The organism is Halobacillus sp. BAB-2008 (assembly GCF_000328325.1).
Taxonomy (GTDB): Bacteria; Bacillota; Bacilli; order Bacillales; family Halobacillaceae; genus Halobacillus.
Genome location: NZ_ANPF01000062.1, coordinates 1 through 17,299 on the forward strand (window position 1 = coordinate 1; position 17,299 = coordinate 17,299).

Here is a 17,299-nt window from a genome sequence, read left to right on the forward strand (position 1 = left end):
GCTTTCCACGGGGCGGCCGGTGAGCCTCCTCATCGCGTTGCTCTTCCGGGGTCTCACCTGTTCCGCTAATCCCGCTGGAGTCTGCCCATTTCCCTCCGCCCCTGCTACATTTATCCTCTAATAATCAGTTGAAGAAAGCCGCTAGTGTGTTTGTCAGGGCAGAAAATTCCGTTTTTATATGGAGTGAAGAAATATTTAAGGGTGAGCTCCTGTACTTTTTCTAATACTCGTTCTGTGGAATGTCTTCCTGAGTCGTCGGTCAGACATTTTTACCAGGATTGTAAATTATATGGGAAGTGGTATTGTAAATATTGTGTAAAGACAGTGGACGAATACTTCTGCTTGTCTTCTAATAGCTTTATTATAGAAAGAAATGTTTGTTCATAAGCCTTCACTAAATAGAAAAAAGAGTGGGGAATGACATGGAGAACTGGCTGTTGGATATGATGAACAATTATGGGTACATAGGGATTTTACTGCTGATCGCTTTGGAAAATGTGTTTCCACCGATCCCGTCAGAGGTCATCCTTACGTTCGGTGGATTTCTTACGACTTCGACCTATATGAGCGTGGCCGGTGTCGTTGCGGCATCGACGGCAGGTTCTGTGATCGGGGCGCTCGTGTTGTACGGTATTGGCCTGCAGCTCGATGTGGAGCGGATGGAGAAGCTCATCGACCGCTACGGACGTGTGTTGAGATTGACGAAGGAGGATGTCAGGAAAGCAGACCGCTGGTTCGATAAGTACGGGCCGTGGACGGTATTCTTCTGCCGGTTCGTGCCGCTGATCCGCAGTTTGATTTCGATTCCGGCGGGGATGTCGAACATGCCGCTCGGTATTTTTCTGCTGTTGACGACGCTCGGGACATTGATATGGAATGTCGTACTCGTCAACGTCGGTGCTTCTGTAGGCGAGTCCTGGACGGAAGTCGTCCGCTATATGGACGTGTATTCTACCATTATCTATATCCTTTTGGGGATAGCCTTCCTTCTCTTCGTTCTGCTGTACTTAAAGAAGAAAAGAAGGAAGCATTAGAGGAGAGAAGTCAATGGTATTGTGGGTATTCCTTGTTGCTGTCGTGCTCGGCTTTGTAGAAGGATTGACCGAGTTTGCACCTGTATCATCGACCGGGCATATGATCATCGTCGATGAGCTTTGGCTGCACTCCAGGGAGCTTTTCAGCGAACCGGTCGCCAACACGTTCAAGGTGGTCATCCAATTAGGTTCGATTCTTGCTGTTGTCGTCATTTTCAAAGACAAATTCAAACAGATGCTTCACGTAGGGAAGCCCGTGGATAGGAGCGGACCGAAGCTGAAGCTTTCACAGGTCATCGTCGGCATCATTCCGGCGGGGATTCTCGGATTCCTGTTCGAAGATTATATCGATACGTATCTTTTTTCCGTTCAGACGGTCATTATCGGCCTTGCTGCCGGAGCCGTCCTTATGATCTTTGCCGATTATTATCAGAAAGGACAGAGACACACGACGATGACGGTCGACCGCATCACATACCGGCAGGCGTTCGGAATGGGGCTGTTTCAATGTATCGGCCTGTGGCCGGGGTTCTCAAGATCCGGATCGACGATTTCAGGAGGGGTGCTTCTCGGGATGAGCCACCGGGCGTCCTCGGATTTCACGTTCATCATGGCTGTCCCGATCATGCTCGGTGCGAGTGGGCTGTCTTTGATGAAGAACCTGGAATACTTCACGGTTGATGCGTTTCCGTTCATTGCCGTCGGTTTCATCAGTGCATTCGTGTTTTCGCTTATTTCGATCCGCTTCTTCCTGAAGCTGATCAACCGGATCAAGCTCGTTCCGTTCGCCATCTACCGAATCCTGCTTGCCGGCTTGTTATATGTGCTGTATTTTTGAAGGAAGCTGCCGCCCCTTTGAGGATGGCAGCTTTTTTGTTGTTCATAAGAGGAGGGGTTGCGGAAAAAGCGGTGTTTTCCATGGGCATCCGGTTCGTGTCCTCTTTCTTTACATACATCAACACCGGGCGTGCTTCTGCAACGAACGGCTTTAGTCAGGAGGTTTCTTTTTGGCGTTTGAATATCAGTTCATAGTAGGAAGGAATGCCGTAGCTGCTTGATCCTGGTGCAAAGATCTGGACCAGTTCCCATCCGTCCTTTGCCTGTTCGTGAACGACTTCGTGGTAGTCATTTTCCGGCTTCCTGCGTAACGAAGATAGTTCCAACTTGATGAATTTATGTTCATACATGTGCGACACCTCCAGATTATATTCTTCTATACGTATCAACTACACGTTTGTTTCAAAAATCTGGTAGGATATAATCGGGAGGAGGGAGACGGTTGGTATCTTTCATTTTCATCGTTATCATATTCTTCATATGTATGAGCATCAGCTCTGTAATGAATGTGCTGCTAAAAACGACGGGGAAGCGGGACTGGTTCCTTTCATTCGTGCTGAGTCTTGCCATTGCTCTCTTCGCTTCCGGTGTACTTTGAAGAGATGGAAAGGGAGGAAATGGGGATGGATTTTTTCGGATGGAATGTGGTTCTTGATAAGAGCTTGAAACCATACATAGATAAGGACCATCAACGGATGGCGGTGCTTACCGCAGAAGATGACGACATCCATATAGCACTCGAGATGGATGAGGACGGAAGCCTCGTCATGCATCCGAGGTGGAACGTCAAAATCGTTCTAAGGGAAGAGAAGCTGGTCGAGCTTACAACGAACAGCTGAGAGGAGAGGTTTGAAACCATCATGAAGAAAACACGATGGATGTTGGGCGTTCTGTTTGTACTTGCCGCCTGTCAAAACAGCCAGGCTTCCAGTGGGCTTACCGTGAAGCCGGCGGAGCTTTCGGAAGAAGGAGAAGTATTGGCAAAACAGATCTATGCGGATTTCAAAATGTTCTACACGCTTGATGGAAGCATTGGAGAGGATGAGGTGGTCGTCGCTTCCATGACGACCTATGAGAATGGAAAAGAAACGGCAGAGGCGCTGTCTACTTTTGAATCCTGGGAAGGGGGGGACTTTGAGGATGCACTTCATTCGTTCCAGCTGTTGAGGTCTGAGGAAGGAGTGGACTTCATCATAGGTTCCCCGGAAGGGTATGTGGCTTCCAGTCACAGTGGTCAAGGGGAGAAGGAGGAGATGGGATATATCTTTCAATCTCTTGAACAGGAAGAAACTCTCGAAAAAGGCCGCCCCCTTTATGTGGGCTATGTGAAAGGTTCCACCGGTAATTCCTTAGAAGCACCAGGGATAGGGGACGCTCACACTTTTCCTGAAGATCTGAAACAGGCGGAAGAAGCGATTGTCCTTGAGCTTCAAATCAAAAACAAACACGATATAGAATGAACAATCCCCGGCTGCGAGGCAAGCCGGGGATTGTTATCATGATCCTATCTTTCTGTATTCTTCGGCCATTTCCAGCTCCTTCGTCTGCGTGAAGGCACTGACGATGACGACGAGTGCAATATTTGTAAGCAATCCGAGAATCCCCGGGTTGATATCAAGCGGCTGGCTGTCTGCGACAAGTTGGTAGTAGTAGTTGACGATTGTTCCGACGATCATGCCGGTTACGACAGCGGGTGCAGTGACACGTTTAGAATAAAGGGCGGCATACACGCCCGGGGCAAATTGAACGATGGAGCCATAAGCTCCGAGCAGCAGGGCGATAAGCCCCTGTCCTCCGAAAACGGTGATGAAGTAGGCGAGTCCACCGATTACGAAGACGCCGATCCGCATAATGAGAAGCGTCTGTTTCGATGACAGGTCCTTTTTGACATTTTTGATGAAGCCGTCCGTCAGCTCAAGAGAGGCGCTGTGGGTGATGGCGTCGGCCGTACTCATTGCGGCGGCAAGCGCTCCGGCACCGACAAGGCCGTATACCCATCCAGGGAGGTTCATCACGGTTGTGATCAAGTAAGGAAGGATCTCATCCGGTGACCCGATCTGGGAGGGATCGATGACGTTTACGGAGGCGAAACCGACAAATAAAAGTGGAATCAGAAACAGGGCGAAGACCGGATAGACAAGCACTGTCTTCTTGATCGTCCGTGCTTTCGTCGCGTAGGATTTAGAGAATAAGTGCGGCCACATCAGGAACCCGATGGTCGATACGAGAATCATTGTCGTATAGGCCATGGCTGACATGGTCGATCCTTCTGCTCCGATCTGGAGGAAGCCTGAATTCGATTCCGTAAGATTTCGGAACATGTTCGGGATGCTGTCATGCAGCTGGTTGACGATTGTGATTCCGACGGTCCATGAAATGACGATCATGAGAATTCCCTGAAAGACATCCGACCAGGCTGCTGCCCGGAGCCCGCCGGTCGCGACATAAACGACAACGATGCCGTAGGAAAGAAGGGCGCCCAGCCAAATCGGGATTCTTCCTTCGGTCATGATGTTGAAGATGTAGGCCATTCCTTTCATCTGCGTCGCTAAATATTGAATGGAAGCAAGTAGTGTAATGATACCGATCAGCATCGCGAGTCCGCGGCTGGAATAGCGCTTCTGCAGGAAGCCGGAGACGGTATACAAGTTGTGCTTGCGGCCGATCTTACCGATTTTCGGACCAATTATGTACCACGGAAGAATGGCGAAAGCGGTGTAGGTGATGATGTACAGGGCGGGTGCTCCGCGGGAGAACGCCCATCCTGGAGCGCCGAGGAAGGAGAAAGCGCTGAAGACGGCTCCTCCCATGAGGAACCACATGACGAAGAGTCCCAGATTTCCGCCTGCAACGGTGAATTCCTCCAACGACTCTTTGTCCTGTTTGCGCCCGGCCAGGACACCGATAATTAAGGCGACGACTAAATAACCGATCATCATGATCATTGCGATCTGCCATTGTGTCATATCATTGTACCTCCTCTTCGTCCTTGTCCGGATCGAGACGATACAGGAATAGGACGATAATGAATGTGATGATGATCCAGAAGATCACCCAGAAAACGGAGAAGGGGAGCCCGATGATGAAGGGCGTCTCCCTGTTTCCGATGGCGAATAATGGAAACACCATCAATAAGAAAGGGGCAAGCAGTGATAGACAGTAGAGTTTAACGAATTGTTGTTTGCTCAATAGACATCCTCCTTTAGTTTGTGAAAGACGGTTTTTCCATCCAGGATCGTCTCATCGACGGTCACCTCAGGAAGTTGCTGGATAGGAGTATTCAGGACAGGGCGATCGAGGATGATCAAGTCTGCAAGCATCCCGGGCTTAAGGCTTCCTTTCACATCCTCTTCACCGCTTGCATAGGCCCCTCCCCACGTATAGGCACGAAGCGCTTCTTCCAGTGTGATTCCCTGCTCCGCGCCGATAGACCGTCCGGACTTCGATTGTCTGGTAATGGCTGCATGAATGCCGACGAACGGATCGGCGGTCGTAATCGGACTGTCCGAACCGATTGCAAATGGGATATCGTTTTGAGCGAAGGCGTGCATGGGGAACATCGCTTCTACGCGATTCCCGTAGTCTTTCCGGTAACCGTCACCGAATTCGTGCAGGAAAGCGGGATTCGGGATCGGTATCGCCCGGACTGCTTTCATGCGCTGGACGAGATCAGCCGGTGTGAACCCACTGTGCTCGATGCGGTGACGTGTTCCGGGACGTCCAGACCGGGCTCTTTCAAGCGTGGTCAAAAGCATGTCCACTGCTTGATCACCCATTGCGTGGGCCGTAAGCTGCCAGCCATGTTCATAAGCGGAGAGAAGGCTTCTGTCGAGGGCATGCTGATCCATGTAGAGCATACCGGAACCTGCGGGGTTGCTTGTGTACCCTTCCCGCATTTTGCACGTCGGACCGCTGCTGCTGCCGTCAATGAACACTTTGGCAGGGCCGATCCGGAAAGAGTCATCCCCGATACCTGTAGCCATCCCGCTCCGGATGCCGGCCTCCACCATGGAAACGGAGTCCGAAAGCGAACCGTAAAGAGCGTATATGCGCTGCTTCAGCGTCTTTTCCTGTACCGCTTTTTGGAGATAGCGGATATGCTTCGTTCCATATCCGCCGGCATCGTGGACGCTTGTAATTCCTAATTCAAGAAAATCAGCGGAAGCGATCGCCAGACCCTTTTGGACCTCTTCTTCGGAGTAGTCCGCGTGTTGGAACATGGCCATATGGGCGGATTCCATTAAAAGTCCGGTCAAACGGCCGCTGGTGTCACGGTGGTACTTACCTCCTGGAGGATCGACGACTGAATCGGTGATACCCGTCAGTTCCAGAGCTTTCGTGTTGACGCAGGAGATGTGCCCGCACGTTCGAACGACGATGATCGGGTGCGAGGTGGACACTTTGTCCAAATCATCTCTCGTCAGGTGTCTCTGTTCTGCCAGATGATTCTGGTTATACCCCCAGCCCCGGATCCATTGTCCCTTCGGTATATCCTCTGCTGCCAGTAAGAGCTGGTCCAGCAGTTCCGGAATCGAATGGACCGCTTTGGCGTTTACGCCGAGCTGATTCGTTCCGTAAAGTTCGAGGTGGGCGTGCGCGTCGATGAACCCCGGCATCAACGTCCGTCCTTCCAGGTCTGTCACCTCCGTACCGCTTTCTACGAAAGCTTGTATCTCCTGATTTGTACCGACTCCAAGAATCCGGTTTCCGCCAATGGCGACCGCTTCGTGAACCGAGAAGCGATGATCGGATGTGAACACTTCCCCGTTGATAAATACTCGTGTCGCTTGCATCGTTGTCCCTCCTAGTCGATGTTGGCAATGCGTGATGCTGTTTGGTAGAGCAGTTCGACCCCTTTAGTCAAATCGTCCATTTCTGCGAATTCCAGCGGGTTGTGGCTGATCCCTTTTTCGCAGCGGACGAAAATCATTCCGTAATCACTGATGTACGACATGAACAACGCATCGTGGAACGGACCGCTCATCAAGACGGGAGAGTCATAGCCGAGTTTATCGTCCTCTTCCTTCATGATGTCTTTGATCCAGTCTGCGCAGTACCTCGGTTCACTCTTCGTATCTTCCGTGACGGAGAACTCCAGGTTATATTCCGTGGCAGCTGTTTCGATGATGGCATGCGTCTTTTTCTCTAAATTCGAACGCGCTTCGACATCGATATCGCGGAGGTCGATCGTGAAGGAGACCTTCTCGGAAATGATGTTCCTTGAGTTCGGGAAGTTCTCGATGCTTCCGACGGTCCCGACCGTGTTCGGCGTTCCTTCCTCTTGGATAAGTGCGTTGAAATTCTTAATGATGGATGCCGCCCCGAGAAGAGCGTCCTGGCGCATGTTCATTGGTACGGACCCTGCATGTCCGGCGAATCCTTCCAAGGTAACAGTCAGCCAGATCGGTCCGGAAATAGCAGACACAATACCAATGGGTTTGTCCTTCGATTCCAGCACAGGTCCTTGTTCGATGTGCATTTCCAGGAAAGCTTCAATATCACCTGGTTTATATACCGGGCTTTGGGAAAGGTCCGGTTCGACGCCGAACTCCCGCAGCGCTTCCAAGCGTGTGACGCCCTCTTTGTCCTTCCGTTGAAGTTCGCCTTCCTCCAGCTGACCGATCAATCCTCGAACACCGAATACCCCTTTGTTGAAGCGGGAACCTTCTTCATCCGAAAAGCAGACCACTTCCATCGTTCGCTCCGCCTGCATGCCTTTGTCTTTCATCGTATGTACCACTTCAATAGCAGCCAGTGCGCCGGCCGTTCCGTCATACCTGCCGCCGTAGGGTTGGGAATCGATGTGCGAGCCCATCATCAAAATCGGAAGGTCGGGATTTTTTCCTTCTTTCCGGCCGATCAGATTACCGAATGTATCGATCTTCGTTTCAAGGCCGGCTTCCTCCATCCAGCCTTTGACGATATCCACCGCTTCCCGGTCTTTTTTTGAATGGGCGAGGCGGCAGACGCCGGTTTCTCCGATTCTTCCTATCTCCGCAAGCGTATTGATATGATTCTCGTATCTCGTATCATTGATTTCCATCGCTGCTCTCCTCCTTATTTGTACTCACTATATCAAGTTCGGAATTATCCGACAATTAACAAAATGTCAAAAGATGTTTGATTATTCTGTATAATAGAGGAGAGAGATTGTCTTTACATACTGCTTAAAGCTTGGATTCAAAGGGTTTAGGAGGCTGCTGTCTTTAAATGACAAAATGTCGGTTTTGGATAATATGTAATAATTTCCAAGAAGGTGACCAGACAGTGGAAATGTTTATGCACCCTGACTATGATGCTGATCATGCGCTGGTGTCCACTTTTTCGTTTCAGGTATCTGTACAATGGTGAAAGGACTGGAGAAGAAAATTGAAAGATTACGGGAAAGATTTATTCAGAGGTACAGCTGTTTATTATGCCGCTTATCGTCCGGTATACCCGGAAACGCTCCTTCACTTGCTCCATGACCGTTTCTTCCTTGACGGGTCACAGACGGTGATCGACCTCGGATGTGGACCGGGTGACCTTGCTCTCCGACTCGCTGATCACTGCAGGGAGGTCATCGGTGTCGATCAAGAACAAGAAATGCTCGATGTGGCGCGAATGCTTCAAAGAAAGAAGAGAAAAGAGAATGTTTCGTGGGTTCACGGAACCGTAGAAGAGTACCTGAATCAGTTCCATAGAATGAATGTCGTAACGATAGCGAAGGCTTTTCATTGGATGGATCGTGCCGGGACGCTCGATTCCCTGTATGAGTTCGTCGTGCCGGGCGGAGGAGTAGCCGTCATCGATGATTATGAACCGGATAAAGCAGCCACCGAATGGCAGGAGACATTCAACGAAGTCGTCCGCCGCTGGTATGGACCGACAAGACGGGCGGGAAACACGACGTACAGCCATCCGGAAATAACGCACGAACAAATAATAGAGCAGTCCGCTTTCGATCTTGAAGTATATGAACTTCCCGAAGTTACGATCCGGTGGGATATCCCATCCATCATCGGGAACCATTATTCTACGTCTTTCGGAAAAAAGCAGTACCTTGGAGAAGATGCTCATTTGTTTGAAGAAGAAGTGAAGGCAGCACTCGGATCTTGTGGAATGTATGAAGAAAGAAGGCGGGTATCTGTGAAGATCGGCCGCAAACAAGGAAAGAGGGGAAGCAGATGAATACGGTAAAAAGCTATTGGGATAAACGTTATGAAGCAGGCAAACTATGGGGCGATCAGCCGTGTCCTTCCGTGGCACTCGCTCTGCCTTTTCTCGTCGTGAATGGCGCTGGGTCGATCCTCGTACCGGGCTGCGGGTACGGCCGGAACAGTCGCGCTTTTGCTGAGAGAGGTTTCCATGTGCTCGGAACAGATGTATCGTCCGAGGCACTCAGACAGGCAACGGCAGATAAACCGGAGGTAATGGAACAGCTGCGGTATGAGCGGATGGATATACGGGAAATGGCTGCCGGGGAATCTTTTGATGCCGTCTTCCTGTCGAACGTCCTGCATCTTTTTCTGGAGAAAGATCGGAAGAAGGTGCTCGCAGCGTGCGATAAGCATTTACATAAGGGAGGCCTGCTGTTGTTTACGTGCCTTTCCACAGCAGATAAGAAAAATTATGGAACAGGGGTGGAAGTAGAGCCGCATACGTTCCACCATAACGGGAAGACCCTGCGCTTCTATGATAAACGGGCCGTGATGGACGAGCTTCCGGACGGGTACACACTGCTTGAATGCAGGGAGCATATTCAGACGGAAATGAATCCCTCGGGACAGCGGGAAGATCTTGTCCTATGGTTCGTTGCTGCCAGAAAAAAGGGGGCAGAATGATGGAATGGAATGGAGACGGGACCATGCGCCCCTGCACCTCCTCCGATCATGCCGTCGTCACAAGAAAGATGAAAGCGTGGTGGGGAGGCAGGGAGCTGTCCCTGCCGAAACTTTTCTTTGATCACTTTCAGGACACCAGCTTTATCGTGGAAGTAGATGGGGAAATCGTCGGCTTTCTAATCGGCTTTTTATCCCAATCACGGGAGGAGGAAGCGTATATTCATTTTGTGGGGGTCGACCCGGCTTATCGAAAGCTGGGAATAGCGGCCGCGCTTTACGACAGGTTCTTTGAAAAAGCGGTGGAGCACGGCAGGTTAAGGGTACGGGCGATTACGTCTCCAGTCAATCGTTTATCAATCGCTTATCATACACGGATGGGATTTACCGTCGTTCCTGGAGATAAAGTAGTGGATGGCGTAAAGGTGCATACGGATTATGACGGGAAAGGGGTGGAGCGGGTTTTGTTCGTAAAGGATCTAAAGGGAAGGAGCGGATAACATCCGCTCCTGTTCTTACATTGCTTCTTGGACTGTCTTTTTATCCGCGACATAGATCAGTCGGAGTGCGATCAGCATCAGTACGATCGCTGTGCCCCGCTGCCAGTCGAAAGAAATTTGGAGACCGCCGAACAAACCGAAGTGATCGATGATGATCCCTCCGACAAGCTGTCCGATGACGGTCGCAATATTCGTTGCGATGACACCGATCTTCGGCACGGCGAGAATGGTGAGGAACAAGTATCCGACACCGAACCAGACGGCCGTCAACTGCCACTTCGGCGCATCAAGGACGGCGAGGAAATCCCCCTGTCCGAAGAATAATACGACGATGGCCAGCATCAACGCTCCGGTGAAAAAAGTCATAAAGGTACTCTCATACGTACCTGCGTGTTTACTGAATGCTCCGTTGATCGAGGATTGGGAGCTGAGAAGCACTCCACCGATCACAGAAGCTGCTACTAAAAGAATCCCCATTTTTTCTCCTCCTTAATAAATCAGAATCAGTGCGGCCGCCATCAATAGGACGGCAATGATTTTTTCTTTTTTGACTTTCCGTGCTTTACTGCCGAGCCATCCCTTATGCTCGATGACCATGCTCATCGCCATTTGACCGACGATGACGCTGATCATGGCTGCACCGACGCCGACAAGTGGTACGGCGATGACCAAGATCGTTAAGTAGGTCATTCCCAGCAGTCCTCCGGTCAGCTGCCATTTAGGTGCTTGGAAGGTGTAGGACAAGGAGCCTTTTCCTAAAAATAAGAGAACGATTCCAAGGATAATGGAACCGACCAGAAAGTTATAAAAGCTTGCTTCGAGCTTCCCGATGGATTGACCAAGTTCTCCATAGATCGCCCCTTCGATGCTCAAAGACAAACCTGCAATCAGTGCGACGATATACATCCATAGTTTCATGATTTTTCCCCTCCTGTTATATCTACAATTCGAATAATGTCGATATGAAAAACAAAAAAAAGAGCTCACAGCTCTTCTTTCATGTAGGCAGCCACTTGCTGGATGACCGCTTCATTTCTCCGGTAGTAGGTCCACTTCCCGTGACGTTCGGATTCCAGCAGCCCTGCTTTCTGCATCATCGCCAAATAATGCGAGACCGTCGATTGGGACATGTCGGACTGTTCCTGGATATCTCCAACACAGATGCCGCCTTTGTGATGAATCGTTTCCGAAAGGTGATCGGCCGGCTTGTCGATGTAAGTCATAGGATCCTTCAACCACCGGAGCATTTCCAAACGTTTTTCGTTGGCCAACACTTTGAAAATTTCTACGTAGTTTTCCATGGGGACTATACTAATCGATGATGTTCGATCTGTCAAAAAGACGGCATCGGGAAAAATAAGAAAGAAAGGGGCGAGACAGAGGGGATGCCTCCGGAATGTCGAATGAAATAGAATCGTAACCAAAGGAGGAAGCACACATGATTGATGTACATAACAAAACATTTGTATCCGTCCAAAATACGGAGGACGGGGAAGTATCCGCAGAAACGACGTTCCATTATTATCAGGAAGAAAGCATCATTTACGCGGATTACAGCGGAGGCGACATTGTGAAAGGGAGTCTGGTGGGAATCGTCAAGGAGGACGATACGCTGGAATTCCGCTACAACCATGTTAATAACCAGAAGGAAATCCGCGGCGGATCATGCGTCTCGACACCAGTCTTAACGAAGGAAGGGAAATTGGAACTTTGGGAAAGCTGGCAGTGGAATGATAAGGCACAGACAAGAGGGGAATCATTGATCCGGGAAGTTTAAGTGAAATGGAGGTATGTCCCGGACGCCTGTCACATATCCTATAGTCAATGACTTACTTCAAGGGAGTGGATGGGCATGGGATTCACTTATGGGAAGGACGAGCTGATCGGTGATATACAGGAGCTGTTCGCCAAACACAATGTCCAGGCGATTCATGTGAAAGAGGAAGGGACGCTGTTCTCCATAGACCCGGACGGATCATTTCGGATCGGAGTCGGAGCTACGATCGTCGCTTTCGACCGGCATCCGGATGATAAGACGACCTTCCAGGTGATTGATGGCGGACGGAAGAAATGAAGGCATAGGAAAGGTCCTGAGCTTCGATTTGAGCTCAGACCTTTTATGTGTTCATTCGGTCAGGCTTTTTTCCAATATGCAGCTTCTTTGTTGGAACGAAGCGGAGGGAATGTATCCCCGTTGCTCAGTTCGATATGTTTTTCATCTTCCGTCACATCTCCACTGCCACCATCTACTAATCCGTCAAATTGGTATGTTCCTGCTTCAGGTGCCTGTTCTCCAGTCTTGTAACGGTCTGCCATTTGTAAAAACATCCTTTCCGATTTTGGTTATATTTTGTGTGCGCACATAGGCTATATATCCAGATAAAACCAATCGAAAACATATTTTTACCAAAATGTTACATTTGTAGGAGGGGTGAGCAGAAGGGACTATGGGAAAGAGCCTTTGTATCTTTTCTCTGCTTTATCTACAGTCTGTCCGCCCGCTCCTCATCGGAAATGAGTGGGCAGGTCGGGCAGCAGTTCTTCTTGTTTCCCTGGTGCAGCATGTACTTCATGCAGCAGTGTCTGCGCACGTAGGTCCCTTTACCGTTCTCCTTTTCGAAAAAGCGGAATTCGAAGTGAAGCGGGTTGACCGTGCCGTCCTCAAACAGCTCTTCGGAAGTGAACCAGTGCAGGACTTTTTCCGCGAAGTCTTTCTTCTCCGGGTGCTCTTCAGCGAAAGCGAGACTCCGTTGGTGCAGGTTGTGACTGACGATCGAGCGCATGTGCGTCGATTTGCAGTTCGATGCTTTCGCAATCGTTTGGAACAACGGCTGAAGATTCTCCGTAATGAACCGGCGGATACGATCCTTCACTTCTTCTTCGGTCAAGTCTTCGATGGAAGCCACCGCTTCTTCACGGATGACGTAGTTCATTTTATTTTTTTCCAAGCATTCGATGCCGATATTCTCAGGGGAAGCATCGATGACGAGCCCGTATTTCACGATCGTTTCGTACATGCCCATCGTCATGACCGAATACATCTTCCCGAACAACAGCCCGGTGATCGATAGGTCGGGGGCTGCCAACCCTTCGTTCTGAGCTTCCAATAAAGCGCGGCATGCCGGTTTATGGTCGATGAGGCTTTCCAGCTCATGTGTAATTTTATGTTCATGGTCCGTACCGATATAGAACCGGTGGTCCTGTTTTAATTGCTCCCATGCAGTATTCATGAAAATGACTCCTACATTTTGGATTTTTCCAGGCAGAACGCTGGAAATGAGAACTACTTTCAATTATAAAAGAAGATGGCGTTCCTCTCAACTATCCGAACAGGCATAATGTGCCCGTCTCGTCGTAAGCTAAGCCTATGATGATTAACCCGGCTGGAAACAGGGAATAGGGTAGTCCGTATCAAGATGGAAAGGAAAGAACCCCAATGCATAACGAAACGAATCGTACCACCTACATACAAAATCAAGCCGACCGGATCATTCTTCACCTTTTGGTGCAGGCGATGATCAGGGAAGAGGCCTATCCATACGATCTCCTTCCAAACGGGGCCGCATTTCCAATCGGCAAAGCGGCACTTGAGGTAGAGATCACCCATACATACAGGCTTGGGCAGCTCGATATCGCCCGCGTTCAGTATGTGGAAGGAGAAGATGTGCACGAAATAACGGACCCGCTGCAGGTCCTGGGTCTCTTCCTGCCGACGGATGATCCTTTCTATATAGAAGTGAAGAACAGTGTCCGGAATCTCGCACTTGCACTCACCGCGTCAGAAGAACGGAACCAGAAAGTGGAACAAGAAGCCGAAGCGCTCGGTGTATCGGATGTTTTTTCTTATGTTCTCCAAAAAAAATCAAAAGCGTTCAGTCCTCTGACATTTTTCGAACAGCTGGTCATTCAGGGCCACACGATTCATCCATGTGCCCGGACGAGAATCGGCCTGTCGGAAAAAGAAGCGAGGCAGTATGCTCCGGAGTGGGGTGGGACGCCGGCAGTTATTCCCGTCGCCGTTCATAAGCAGTTATTCCGGGAGACCCTCATGGAGGGGAAAACGGTGAAAGAAATTCTTTTTGCGGAATATCCAGAAGTGGAAAAAGCCTTCCTGTCTGAGATAAACCATCCTGATGATTATGGTTTAATTCCCGTCCATCCATGGCAGTGGAAGCATACGATCGTTAAGGATTACCAAGCGGATATAGAAGCCGGCAGAATCAAGCGTGTAAAAGGCGCGGACATTGCGACAGCTGCGCTCATCTCCTTCCGCTCCCTTGCACCGTTAAATAATCAATGGAAGCACCATATTAAAACAGCCGTCAACATCCAAATGACGAGTGCGGTGCGGACGGTGTCTGCCGCATCCACTTACAACGGGCCGATGCTTTCCCGGTTTTTCAAGGATTTGCTTGAGTCCGATGAAGCATTACGCTCCCATTTGAGCACCATGAAAGAACCGGCAGCGATCCATTATCAACCGTCCACAGGAGTGGAAGATGCCCATTTCTTTCAGAAAAATCTGGCGGCTATTGTAAGGGAAAATCCGGAGTATGCATTAGGTGATGAGGAAGTAGCGATTCCGGGGGCGTCCCTGCTCGCGCCTTCTCCCGTGTCCGGAAAAACGATTGCGGAGGAAGCATCGGAACGGGCAGGATCTCCGCGTGCCTTCATCCGCCGCTATGCCGAAGCGCTTCTGCCTGGAGTGCTGCATCTGTTAGGAGAATACGGGATCGCTATGGAAGCGCACCTCCAGAATGCAGTGGTCGTCTTCAAAGGCGGGCATCCGCTGCGGACGATCCTTCGTGATCACGGCGGCATCCGCGTGCTGGAGAAGCGGCTCGCTGAACATTTCGGTGATGTACCGATCGATGCAAGCACCAATTTGCTGACTGATGATACCGAAGAGCTGCTTGATATCTTTACCCATTCGGTGCTGCATAACCATCTCGGTGAAATTATCGTACAATTGGCAAGAAAGACCGGATGTGCGGAAGACGGTCTGTGGGCGGAAGTGGAGATGGTAGTCAAGGAAACGGCCGTCCGCCTGTCGGAAGAAGCAAGGGAAGATATCCAGCGAATCCTGCACCGGCCGGCTCGGATGAAGGCGCTCGTGCAGATGCGGTTGAAGAATGAAGTGACGGAGAATCGCTATGTAGATATGCCGAATCCGTTTACAAAGGAAAGCGAGGTGCGTGGACGATGACCGTGACAGAACGATCGTTGTTGAAGGAAGAAGCGGATTGTCTGCAGTTTTTACAGAAGCAGCATCCCGAAGAGGTGGATAGATTTCTCGAATACCTTCCGGAAGGCAGAAGAGGAATAATGAAAAAGCTGTCCGATGCCTATTTCCGTGAGAATATCGACGGGGCGTATGAGAAGGCCGCTGCGATTCCGGTAAAAACGGAGGGAGGACAGTTGAACCGTGCCGTCCTTCCCTCTATGTACAACGGACTGCAAGGCTATGACTTCCAACCCGAGCTTACTTATCGAGCGGTAACATTCGGAACTTACGGCGTAATGTTCGCCATCGATGGTGAATCTGCTTTCCAGCGTGTCCACACGACCGGAGAAGTCGTCTATTTCGATGCTGGAAGTTATCGCCCTGTCGAAACGGCGTCGGAGCTTTCCCGACTGCTTTTCAGCAGGGAAAAGTATCCGAATGTGGATACGTTCCTAAGGGAACTTAATAACGGAGCGGCGAATCTGACACTTGCGTTGATGAATCAGGAGCAGTGGGCGACGAGCGTGAGAGAAGAGGCTGCAGGCAGAACTTCGACAATCGAATATGCCCTCTCCCATTTCAGGGAACCGAGTCTTTTCTTTGAACAGCTTGTCACAGACGGTCATCATCTTCATCCTGGGGCGAAGACGAAGCTGGGACTGAGCTATGCGGATTTGCTGCGCTATTCCCCTGAGTTCCGACAGTCTTTCGCTCTCCGGTTTGTTGCCGTCCGGCAGCACCGGGTGATCAAGACGACCCAGGCATCCCTGCTTGCTGATTGCTATCCAGAGTGTTTACAGGAGGCGGGGAAGGAACTGGCGGCGAGAGGGCTTCCGGCTCAGGATTATGAAATTCTGCCTGTCCATCCGTGGCAGTTCGAGCATGCCATCCCTGACATTTATAAGGAAGAATGTGCCTCCGGGGACGTCGTTCTTCTTCCTGGAACGGTTCTGCCGGTCGATGCCACTTCCTCTTTCCGGACGGTCACTTCCAAAAAGAAGGGTGCCCCGGTGTTGAAGCTTGCCGTCAACAGCCAGATGACTTCCACAGTCCGGTCAATCTCTACACAAACCGCGCTCAATACGACCGTCTTTTCGGAAATGCTGGCGGCAATCCTTGAGCGGGAGCCGCAGCTTGACGGTTTTCTTCCCCTGTATGAACTTGGCGGAGCCGCTTTTCATACGGATGACCGGCTGAAAAGCAGGAACTTGACGATGCTGATCCGGGAAAGCATCGATGACAAACTGGAACAGGGAGAGGCGGCCGTTGCCGGGATGGCGCTGTATGCGAAGTCTCCGATGTACAACGGAACGATCATTCAGGAAATCGTGGAGAACTCACCATTATCCCGGCTCGAATTCTTTATCGACTATGTAGAAAAAGTGCTTCCCGGTTATTTGACGCTGATGGTCAAATATGGAGTCGCCCTGGAAGGCCATCTTCAGAACAGCATTCCTGTTTTCAAGGACGGCCGGCTCACCAGGTTTTTCTTCCGGGACTGGGGCGGGGCCAGGATTTATACAGAACGACTCCGGTTTCACGGAATGAAGCCCGCCTTCGCACCGGATTCCGTCTCGATCACCAACGACATCTCTGATATGCACAACAAGCTGTATTACACCGTATTCCAAAACCATTTCGGAGAGATCATCAAGCAGCTCGTCACCTCTTCTGAAGAAGAAGCGCAGTATTGGAAGGCTGTGAGAGAGGTGTGTGATCGTGTCTTGACGTCGCTTATGGAAGATGCACCGGAAGCGGTGGAGACGGACCGTGCGTTTTTATACCAGCCTGCCGTCATGCATAAATCGCTCGCGACGATGCGTCTGACAGCAAGTAAAGGGTACGGCTATAATGCTGTGCCGAATCCATTAGCTAAAGGATGAC

22 protein-coding genes are annotated in these 17,299 nt (G+C 50.4%); 12 read left to right on the forward strand and 10 right to left on the reverse strand.

The window, feature by feature from the left end:
* The first annotated feature begins 422 nt into the window (after positions 1-422).
* Both D479_RS13485 and D479_RS13490 read left to right on the forward strand, forming a co-directional pair.
* Entirely contained in the window at positions 423-1,034 is a 612-nt protein-coding gene (locus D479_RS13485) for a DedA family protein (RefSeq protein ID WP_008637986.1), read from the forward strand.
* Between the two features lie 13 nt (positions 1,035-1,047).
* A complete protein-coding gene (locus tag D479_RS13490) occupies positions 1,048-1,872 on the forward strand; it encodes an undecaprenyl-diphosphate phosphatase (protein WP_008637988.1) in 825 nt (274 codons plus the stop codon).
* 154 nt (positions 1,873-2,026) lie between these two features.
* On the opposite strand, the gene D479_RS13495 is transcribed toward D479_RS13490, so the two are convergent.
* Positions 2,027-2,221: a DUF4177 domain-containing protein gene (locus D479_RS13495; protein ID WP_008637989.1), complete on the reverse strand. Its 195-nt coding sequence runs from the start codon at positions 2,219-2,221 to the stop codon at positions 2,027-2,029.
* A 92-nt stretch (positions 2,222-2,313) separates the two neighbouring features.
* On the opposite strand from D479_RS13495, the gene D479_RS20780 reads away from it, so the two are divergent.
* From D479_RS20780 to D479_RS13505, 3 genes are read left to right on the forward strand one after another with little or no spacing between them, the layout of a single operon-like run.
* Positions 2,314-2,469 (forward strand): hypothetical protein, encoded by a 156-nt coding sequence (locus D479_RS20780; RefSeq protein ID WP_161484892.1) that lies wholly within the window; start codon positions 2,314-2,316, stop codon positions 2,467-2,469.
* 25 nt (positions 2,470-2,494) lie between these two features.
* Positions 2,495-2,710: a hypothetical protein gene (locus D479_RS13500; RefSeq protein WP_008637990.1), complete on the forward strand. Its 216-nt coding sequence runs from the start codon at positions 2,495-2,497 to the stop codon at positions 2,708-2,710.
* 21 nt (positions 2,711-2,731) lie between these two features.
* Complete coding sequence (locus tag D479_RS13505) at positions 2,732-3,331, forward strand: hypothetical protein (RefSeq protein ID WP_008637991.1); 600 nt, start codon at positions 2,732-2,734, stop codon at positions 3,329-3,331.
* 36 nt (positions 3,332-3,367) lie between these two features.
* On the opposite strand, the gene D479_RS13510 is transcribed toward D479_RS13505, so the two are convergent.
* From D479_RS13510 to D479_RS13525, 4 genes are read right to left on the reverse strand one after another with little or no spacing between them, the layout of a single operon-like run.
* Complete coding sequence (locus tag D479_RS13510) at positions 3,368-4,837, reverse strand: sodium:solute symporter family protein (RefSeq protein WP_008637992.1); 1,470 nt, start codon at positions 4,835-4,837, stop codon at positions 3,368-3,370.
* A gap of 1 nt (position 4,838) precedes the next feature.
* On the reverse strand, positions 4,839-5,060 hold the full coding sequence (locus tag D479_RS13515; RefSeq protein WP_008637993.1) for a DUF3311 domain-containing protein: 222 nt from the start codon (positions 5,058-5,060) through the stop codon (positions 4,839-4,841).
* Positions 5,057-6,664: an amidohydrolase gene (locus D479_RS13520; protein WP_008637994.1), complete on the reverse strand. Its 1,608-nt coding sequence runs from the start codon at positions 6,662-6,664 to the stop codon at positions 5,057-5,059. Before D479_RS13520 ends, D479_RS13515 begins: the two co-directional genes overlap by 4 nt.
* Before the next feature lie 11 nt (positions 6,665-6,675).
* Positions 6,676-7,914, reverse strand: a complete 1,239-nt coding sequence (locus D479_RS13525) for a M20 family metallo-hydrolase (RefSeq protein ID WP_008637996.1) — start codon at positions 7,912-7,914, stop codon at positions 6,676-6,678.
* Between the two features lie 326 nt (positions 7,915-8,240).
* Here D479_RS13525 and D479_RS13530 point away from each other — a divergent pair, with 326 nt between their 5' ends.
* From D479_RS13530 to D479_RS13540, 3 genes are read left to right on the forward strand one after another with little or no spacing between them, the layout of a single operon-like run.
* The gene (locus D479_RS13530; protein WP_008637999.1) at positions 8,241-9,041 is read left to right on the forward strand and encodes a class I SAM-dependent methyltransferase; all 801 of its coding nucleotides are present in this window, start codon (positions 8,241-8,243) and stop codon (positions 9,039-9,041) included.
* A complete protein-coding gene (locus D479_RS13535) occupies positions 9,038-9,694 on the forward strand; it encodes a class I SAM-dependent methyltransferase (protein WP_008638001.1) in 657 nt (218 codons plus the stop codon). The genes D479_RS13530 and D479_RS13535 overlap by 4 nt, the downstream gene beginning before the upstream one ends.
* Positions 9,694-10,191 (forward strand): GNAT family N-acetyltransferase, encoded by a 498-nt coding sequence (locus tag D479_RS13540; protein ID WP_008638003.1) that lies wholly within the window; start codon positions 9,694-9,696, stop codon positions 10,189-10,191. The genes D479_RS13535 and D479_RS13540 overlap by 1 nt, the downstream gene beginning before the upstream one ends.
* A gap of 15 nt (positions 10,192-10,206) precedes the next feature.
* Here D479_RS13540 and D479_RS13545 read toward each other — a convergent pair whose 3' ends face one another.
* From D479_RS13545 to D479_RS13555, 3 genes are all read right to left on the reverse strand, one after another.
* Complete coding sequence (locus tag D479_RS13545; RefSeq protein WP_008638005.1) at positions 10,207-10,668, reverse strand: DMT family transporter; 462 nt, start codon at positions 10,666-10,668, stop codon at positions 10,207-10,209.
* Between the two features lie 12 nt (positions 10,669-10,680).
* Positions 10,681-11,109, reverse strand: coding sequence for a DMT family transporter (locus D479_RS13550; RefSeq protein WP_008638006.1), 429 nt, complete (start codon positions 11,107-11,109; stop codon positions 10,681-10,683).
* A 65-nt stretch (positions 11,110-11,174) separates the two neighbouring features.
* The gene (locus tag D479_RS13555) at positions 11,175-11,492 is read right to left on the reverse strand and encodes a metalloregulator ArsR/SmtB family transcription factor (protein ID WP_008638008.1); all 318 of its coding nucleotides are present in this window, start codon (positions 11,490-11,492) and stop codon (positions 11,175-11,177) included.
* 137 nt (positions 11,493-11,629) lie between these two features.
* On the opposite strand from D479_RS13555, the gene D479_RS13560 reads away from it, so the two are divergent.
* Positions 11,630-11,968: a hypothetical protein gene (locus D479_RS13560; RefSeq protein ID WP_008638010.1), complete on the forward strand. Its 339-nt coding sequence runs from the start codon at positions 11,630-11,632 to the stop codon at positions 11,966-11,968.
* A 75-nt stretch (positions 11,969-12,043) separates the two neighbouring features.
* Positions 12,044-12,265: a hypothetical protein gene (locus D479_RS13565; protein ID WP_008638012.1), complete on the forward strand. Its 222-nt coding sequence runs from the start codon at positions 12,044-12,046 to the stop codon at positions 12,263-12,265.
* 59 nt (positions 12,266-12,324) lie between these two features.
* Here D479_RS13565 and D479_RS13570 read toward each other — a convergent pair whose 3' ends face one another.
* Together D479_RS13570 and D479_RS13575 are read right to left on the reverse strand one after the other, a co-directional pair.
* Positions 12,325-12,507 carry a YjzC family protein gene (locus D479_RS13570; protein ID WP_008638014.1) on the reverse strand — a complete coding sequence of 61 codons (183 nt, stop codon included), beginning with the start codon at positions 12,505-12,507 and terminating at the stop codon, positions 12,325-12,327.
* A gap of 167 nt (positions 12,508-12,674) precedes the next feature.
* On the reverse strand, positions 12,675-13,421 hold the full coding sequence (locus D479_RS13575; RefSeq protein WP_008638016.1) for an IucA/IucC family C-terminal-domain containing protein: 747 nt from the start codon (positions 13,419-13,421) through the stop codon (positions 12,675-12,677).
* Positions 13,422-13,627: 206 nt separating this feature from the next.
* Here D479_RS13575 and D479_RS13580 point away from each other — a divergent pair, with 206 nt between their 5' ends.
* The gene (locus D479_RS13580) at positions 13,628-15,397 is read left to right on the forward strand and encodes an IucA/IucC family protein (RefSeq protein WP_008638017.1); all 1,770 of its coding nucleotides are present in this window, start codon (positions 13,628-13,630) and stop codon (positions 15,395-15,397) included.
* Positions 15,394-17,298 carry an IucA/IucC family protein gene (locus D479_RS13585; RefSeq protein ID WP_008638018.1) on the forward strand — a complete coding sequence of 635 codons (1,905 nt, stop codon included), beginning with the start codon at positions 15,394-15,396 and terminating at the stop codon, positions 17,296-17,298. Before D479_RS13580 ends, D479_RS13585 begins: the two co-directional genes overlap by 4 nt.
* Position 17,299: the final 1 nt, after the last annotated feature.

Excerpts from the sequence above, each read along its gene's own strand:
- D479_RS13485 (WP_008637986.1), top strand. The coding sequence starts at position 423 with ATGGAGAACTGGCTGTTGGATATGATGAACAATTATGGGTACATAGGG.
- D479_RS13490 (WP_008637988.1), top strand. The coding sequence starts at position 1,048 with ATGGTATTGTGGGTATTCCTTGTTGCTGTCGTGCTCGGCTTTGTAGAA.
- D479_RS13495 (WP_008637989.1), bottom strand. The coding sequence starts at position 2,221 with ATGTATGAACATAAATTCATCAAGTTGGAACTATCTTCGTTACGCAGG.
- D479_RS13500 (WP_008637990.1), top strand. The coding sequence starts at position 2,495 with ATGGATTTTTTCGGATGGAATGTGGTTCTTGATAAGAGCTTGAAACCA.
- D479_RS13505 (WP_008637991.1), top strand. The coding sequence starts at position 2,732 with ATGAAGAAAACACGATGGATGTTGGGCGTTCTGTTTGTACTTGCCGCC.
- D479_RS13510 (WP_008637992.1), bottom strand. The coding sequence starts at position 4,837 with ATGACACAATGGCAGATCGCAATGATCATGATGATCGGTTATTTAGTC.
- D479_RS13520 (WP_008637994.1), bottom strand. The coding sequence starts at position 6,664 with ATGCAAGCGACACGAGTATTTATCAACGGGGAAGTGTTCACATCCGAT.
- D479_RS13525 (WP_008637996.1), bottom strand. The coding sequence starts at position 7,914 with ATGGAAATCAATGATACGAGATACGAGAATCATATCAATACGCTTGCG.
- D479_RS13535 (WP_008638001.1), top strand. The coding sequence starts at position 9,038 with ATGAATACGGTAAAAAGCTATTGGGATAAACGTTATGAAGCAGGCAAA.
- D479_RS13540 (WP_008638003.1), top strand. The coding sequence starts at position 9,694 with ATGGAATGGAATGGAGACGGGACCATGCGCCCCTGCACCTCCTCCGAT.
- D479_RS13545 (WP_008638005.1), bottom strand. The coding sequence starts at position 10,668 with ATGGGGATTCTTTTAGTAGCAGCTTCTGTGATCGGTGGAGTGCTTCTC.
- D479_RS13550 (WP_008638006.1), bottom strand. The coding sequence starts at position 11,109 with ATGAAACTATGGATGTATATCGTCGCACTGATTGCAGGTTTGTCTTTG.
- D479_RS13555 (WP_008638008.1), bottom strand. The coding sequence starts at position 11,492 with ATGGAAAACTACGTAGAAATTTTCAAAGTGTTGGCCAACGAAAAACGT.
- D479_RS13560 (WP_008638010.1), top strand. The coding sequence starts at position 11,630 with ATGATTGATGTACATAACAAAACATTTGTATCCGTCCAAAATACGGAG.
- D479_RS13565 (WP_008638012.1), top strand. The coding sequence starts at position 12,044 with ATGGGATTCACTTATGGGAAGGACGAGCTGATCGGTGATATACAGGAG.
- D479_RS13570 (WP_008638014.1), bottom strand. The coding sequence starts at position 12,507 with ATGGCAGACCGTTACAAGACTGGAGAACAGGCACCTGAAGCAGGAACA.
- D479_RS13575 (WP_008638016.1), bottom strand. The coding sequence starts at position 13,421 with ATGAATACTGCATGGGAGCAATTAAAACAGGACCACCGGTTCTATATC.
- D479_RS13580 (WP_008638017.1), top strand. The coding sequence starts at position 13,628 with ATGCATAACGAAACGAATCGTACCACCTACATACAAAATCAAGCCGAC.
- D479_RS13585 (WP_008638018.1), top strand. The coding sequence starts at position 15,394 with ATGACCGTGACAGAACGATCGTTGTTGAAGGAAGAAGCGGATTGTCTG.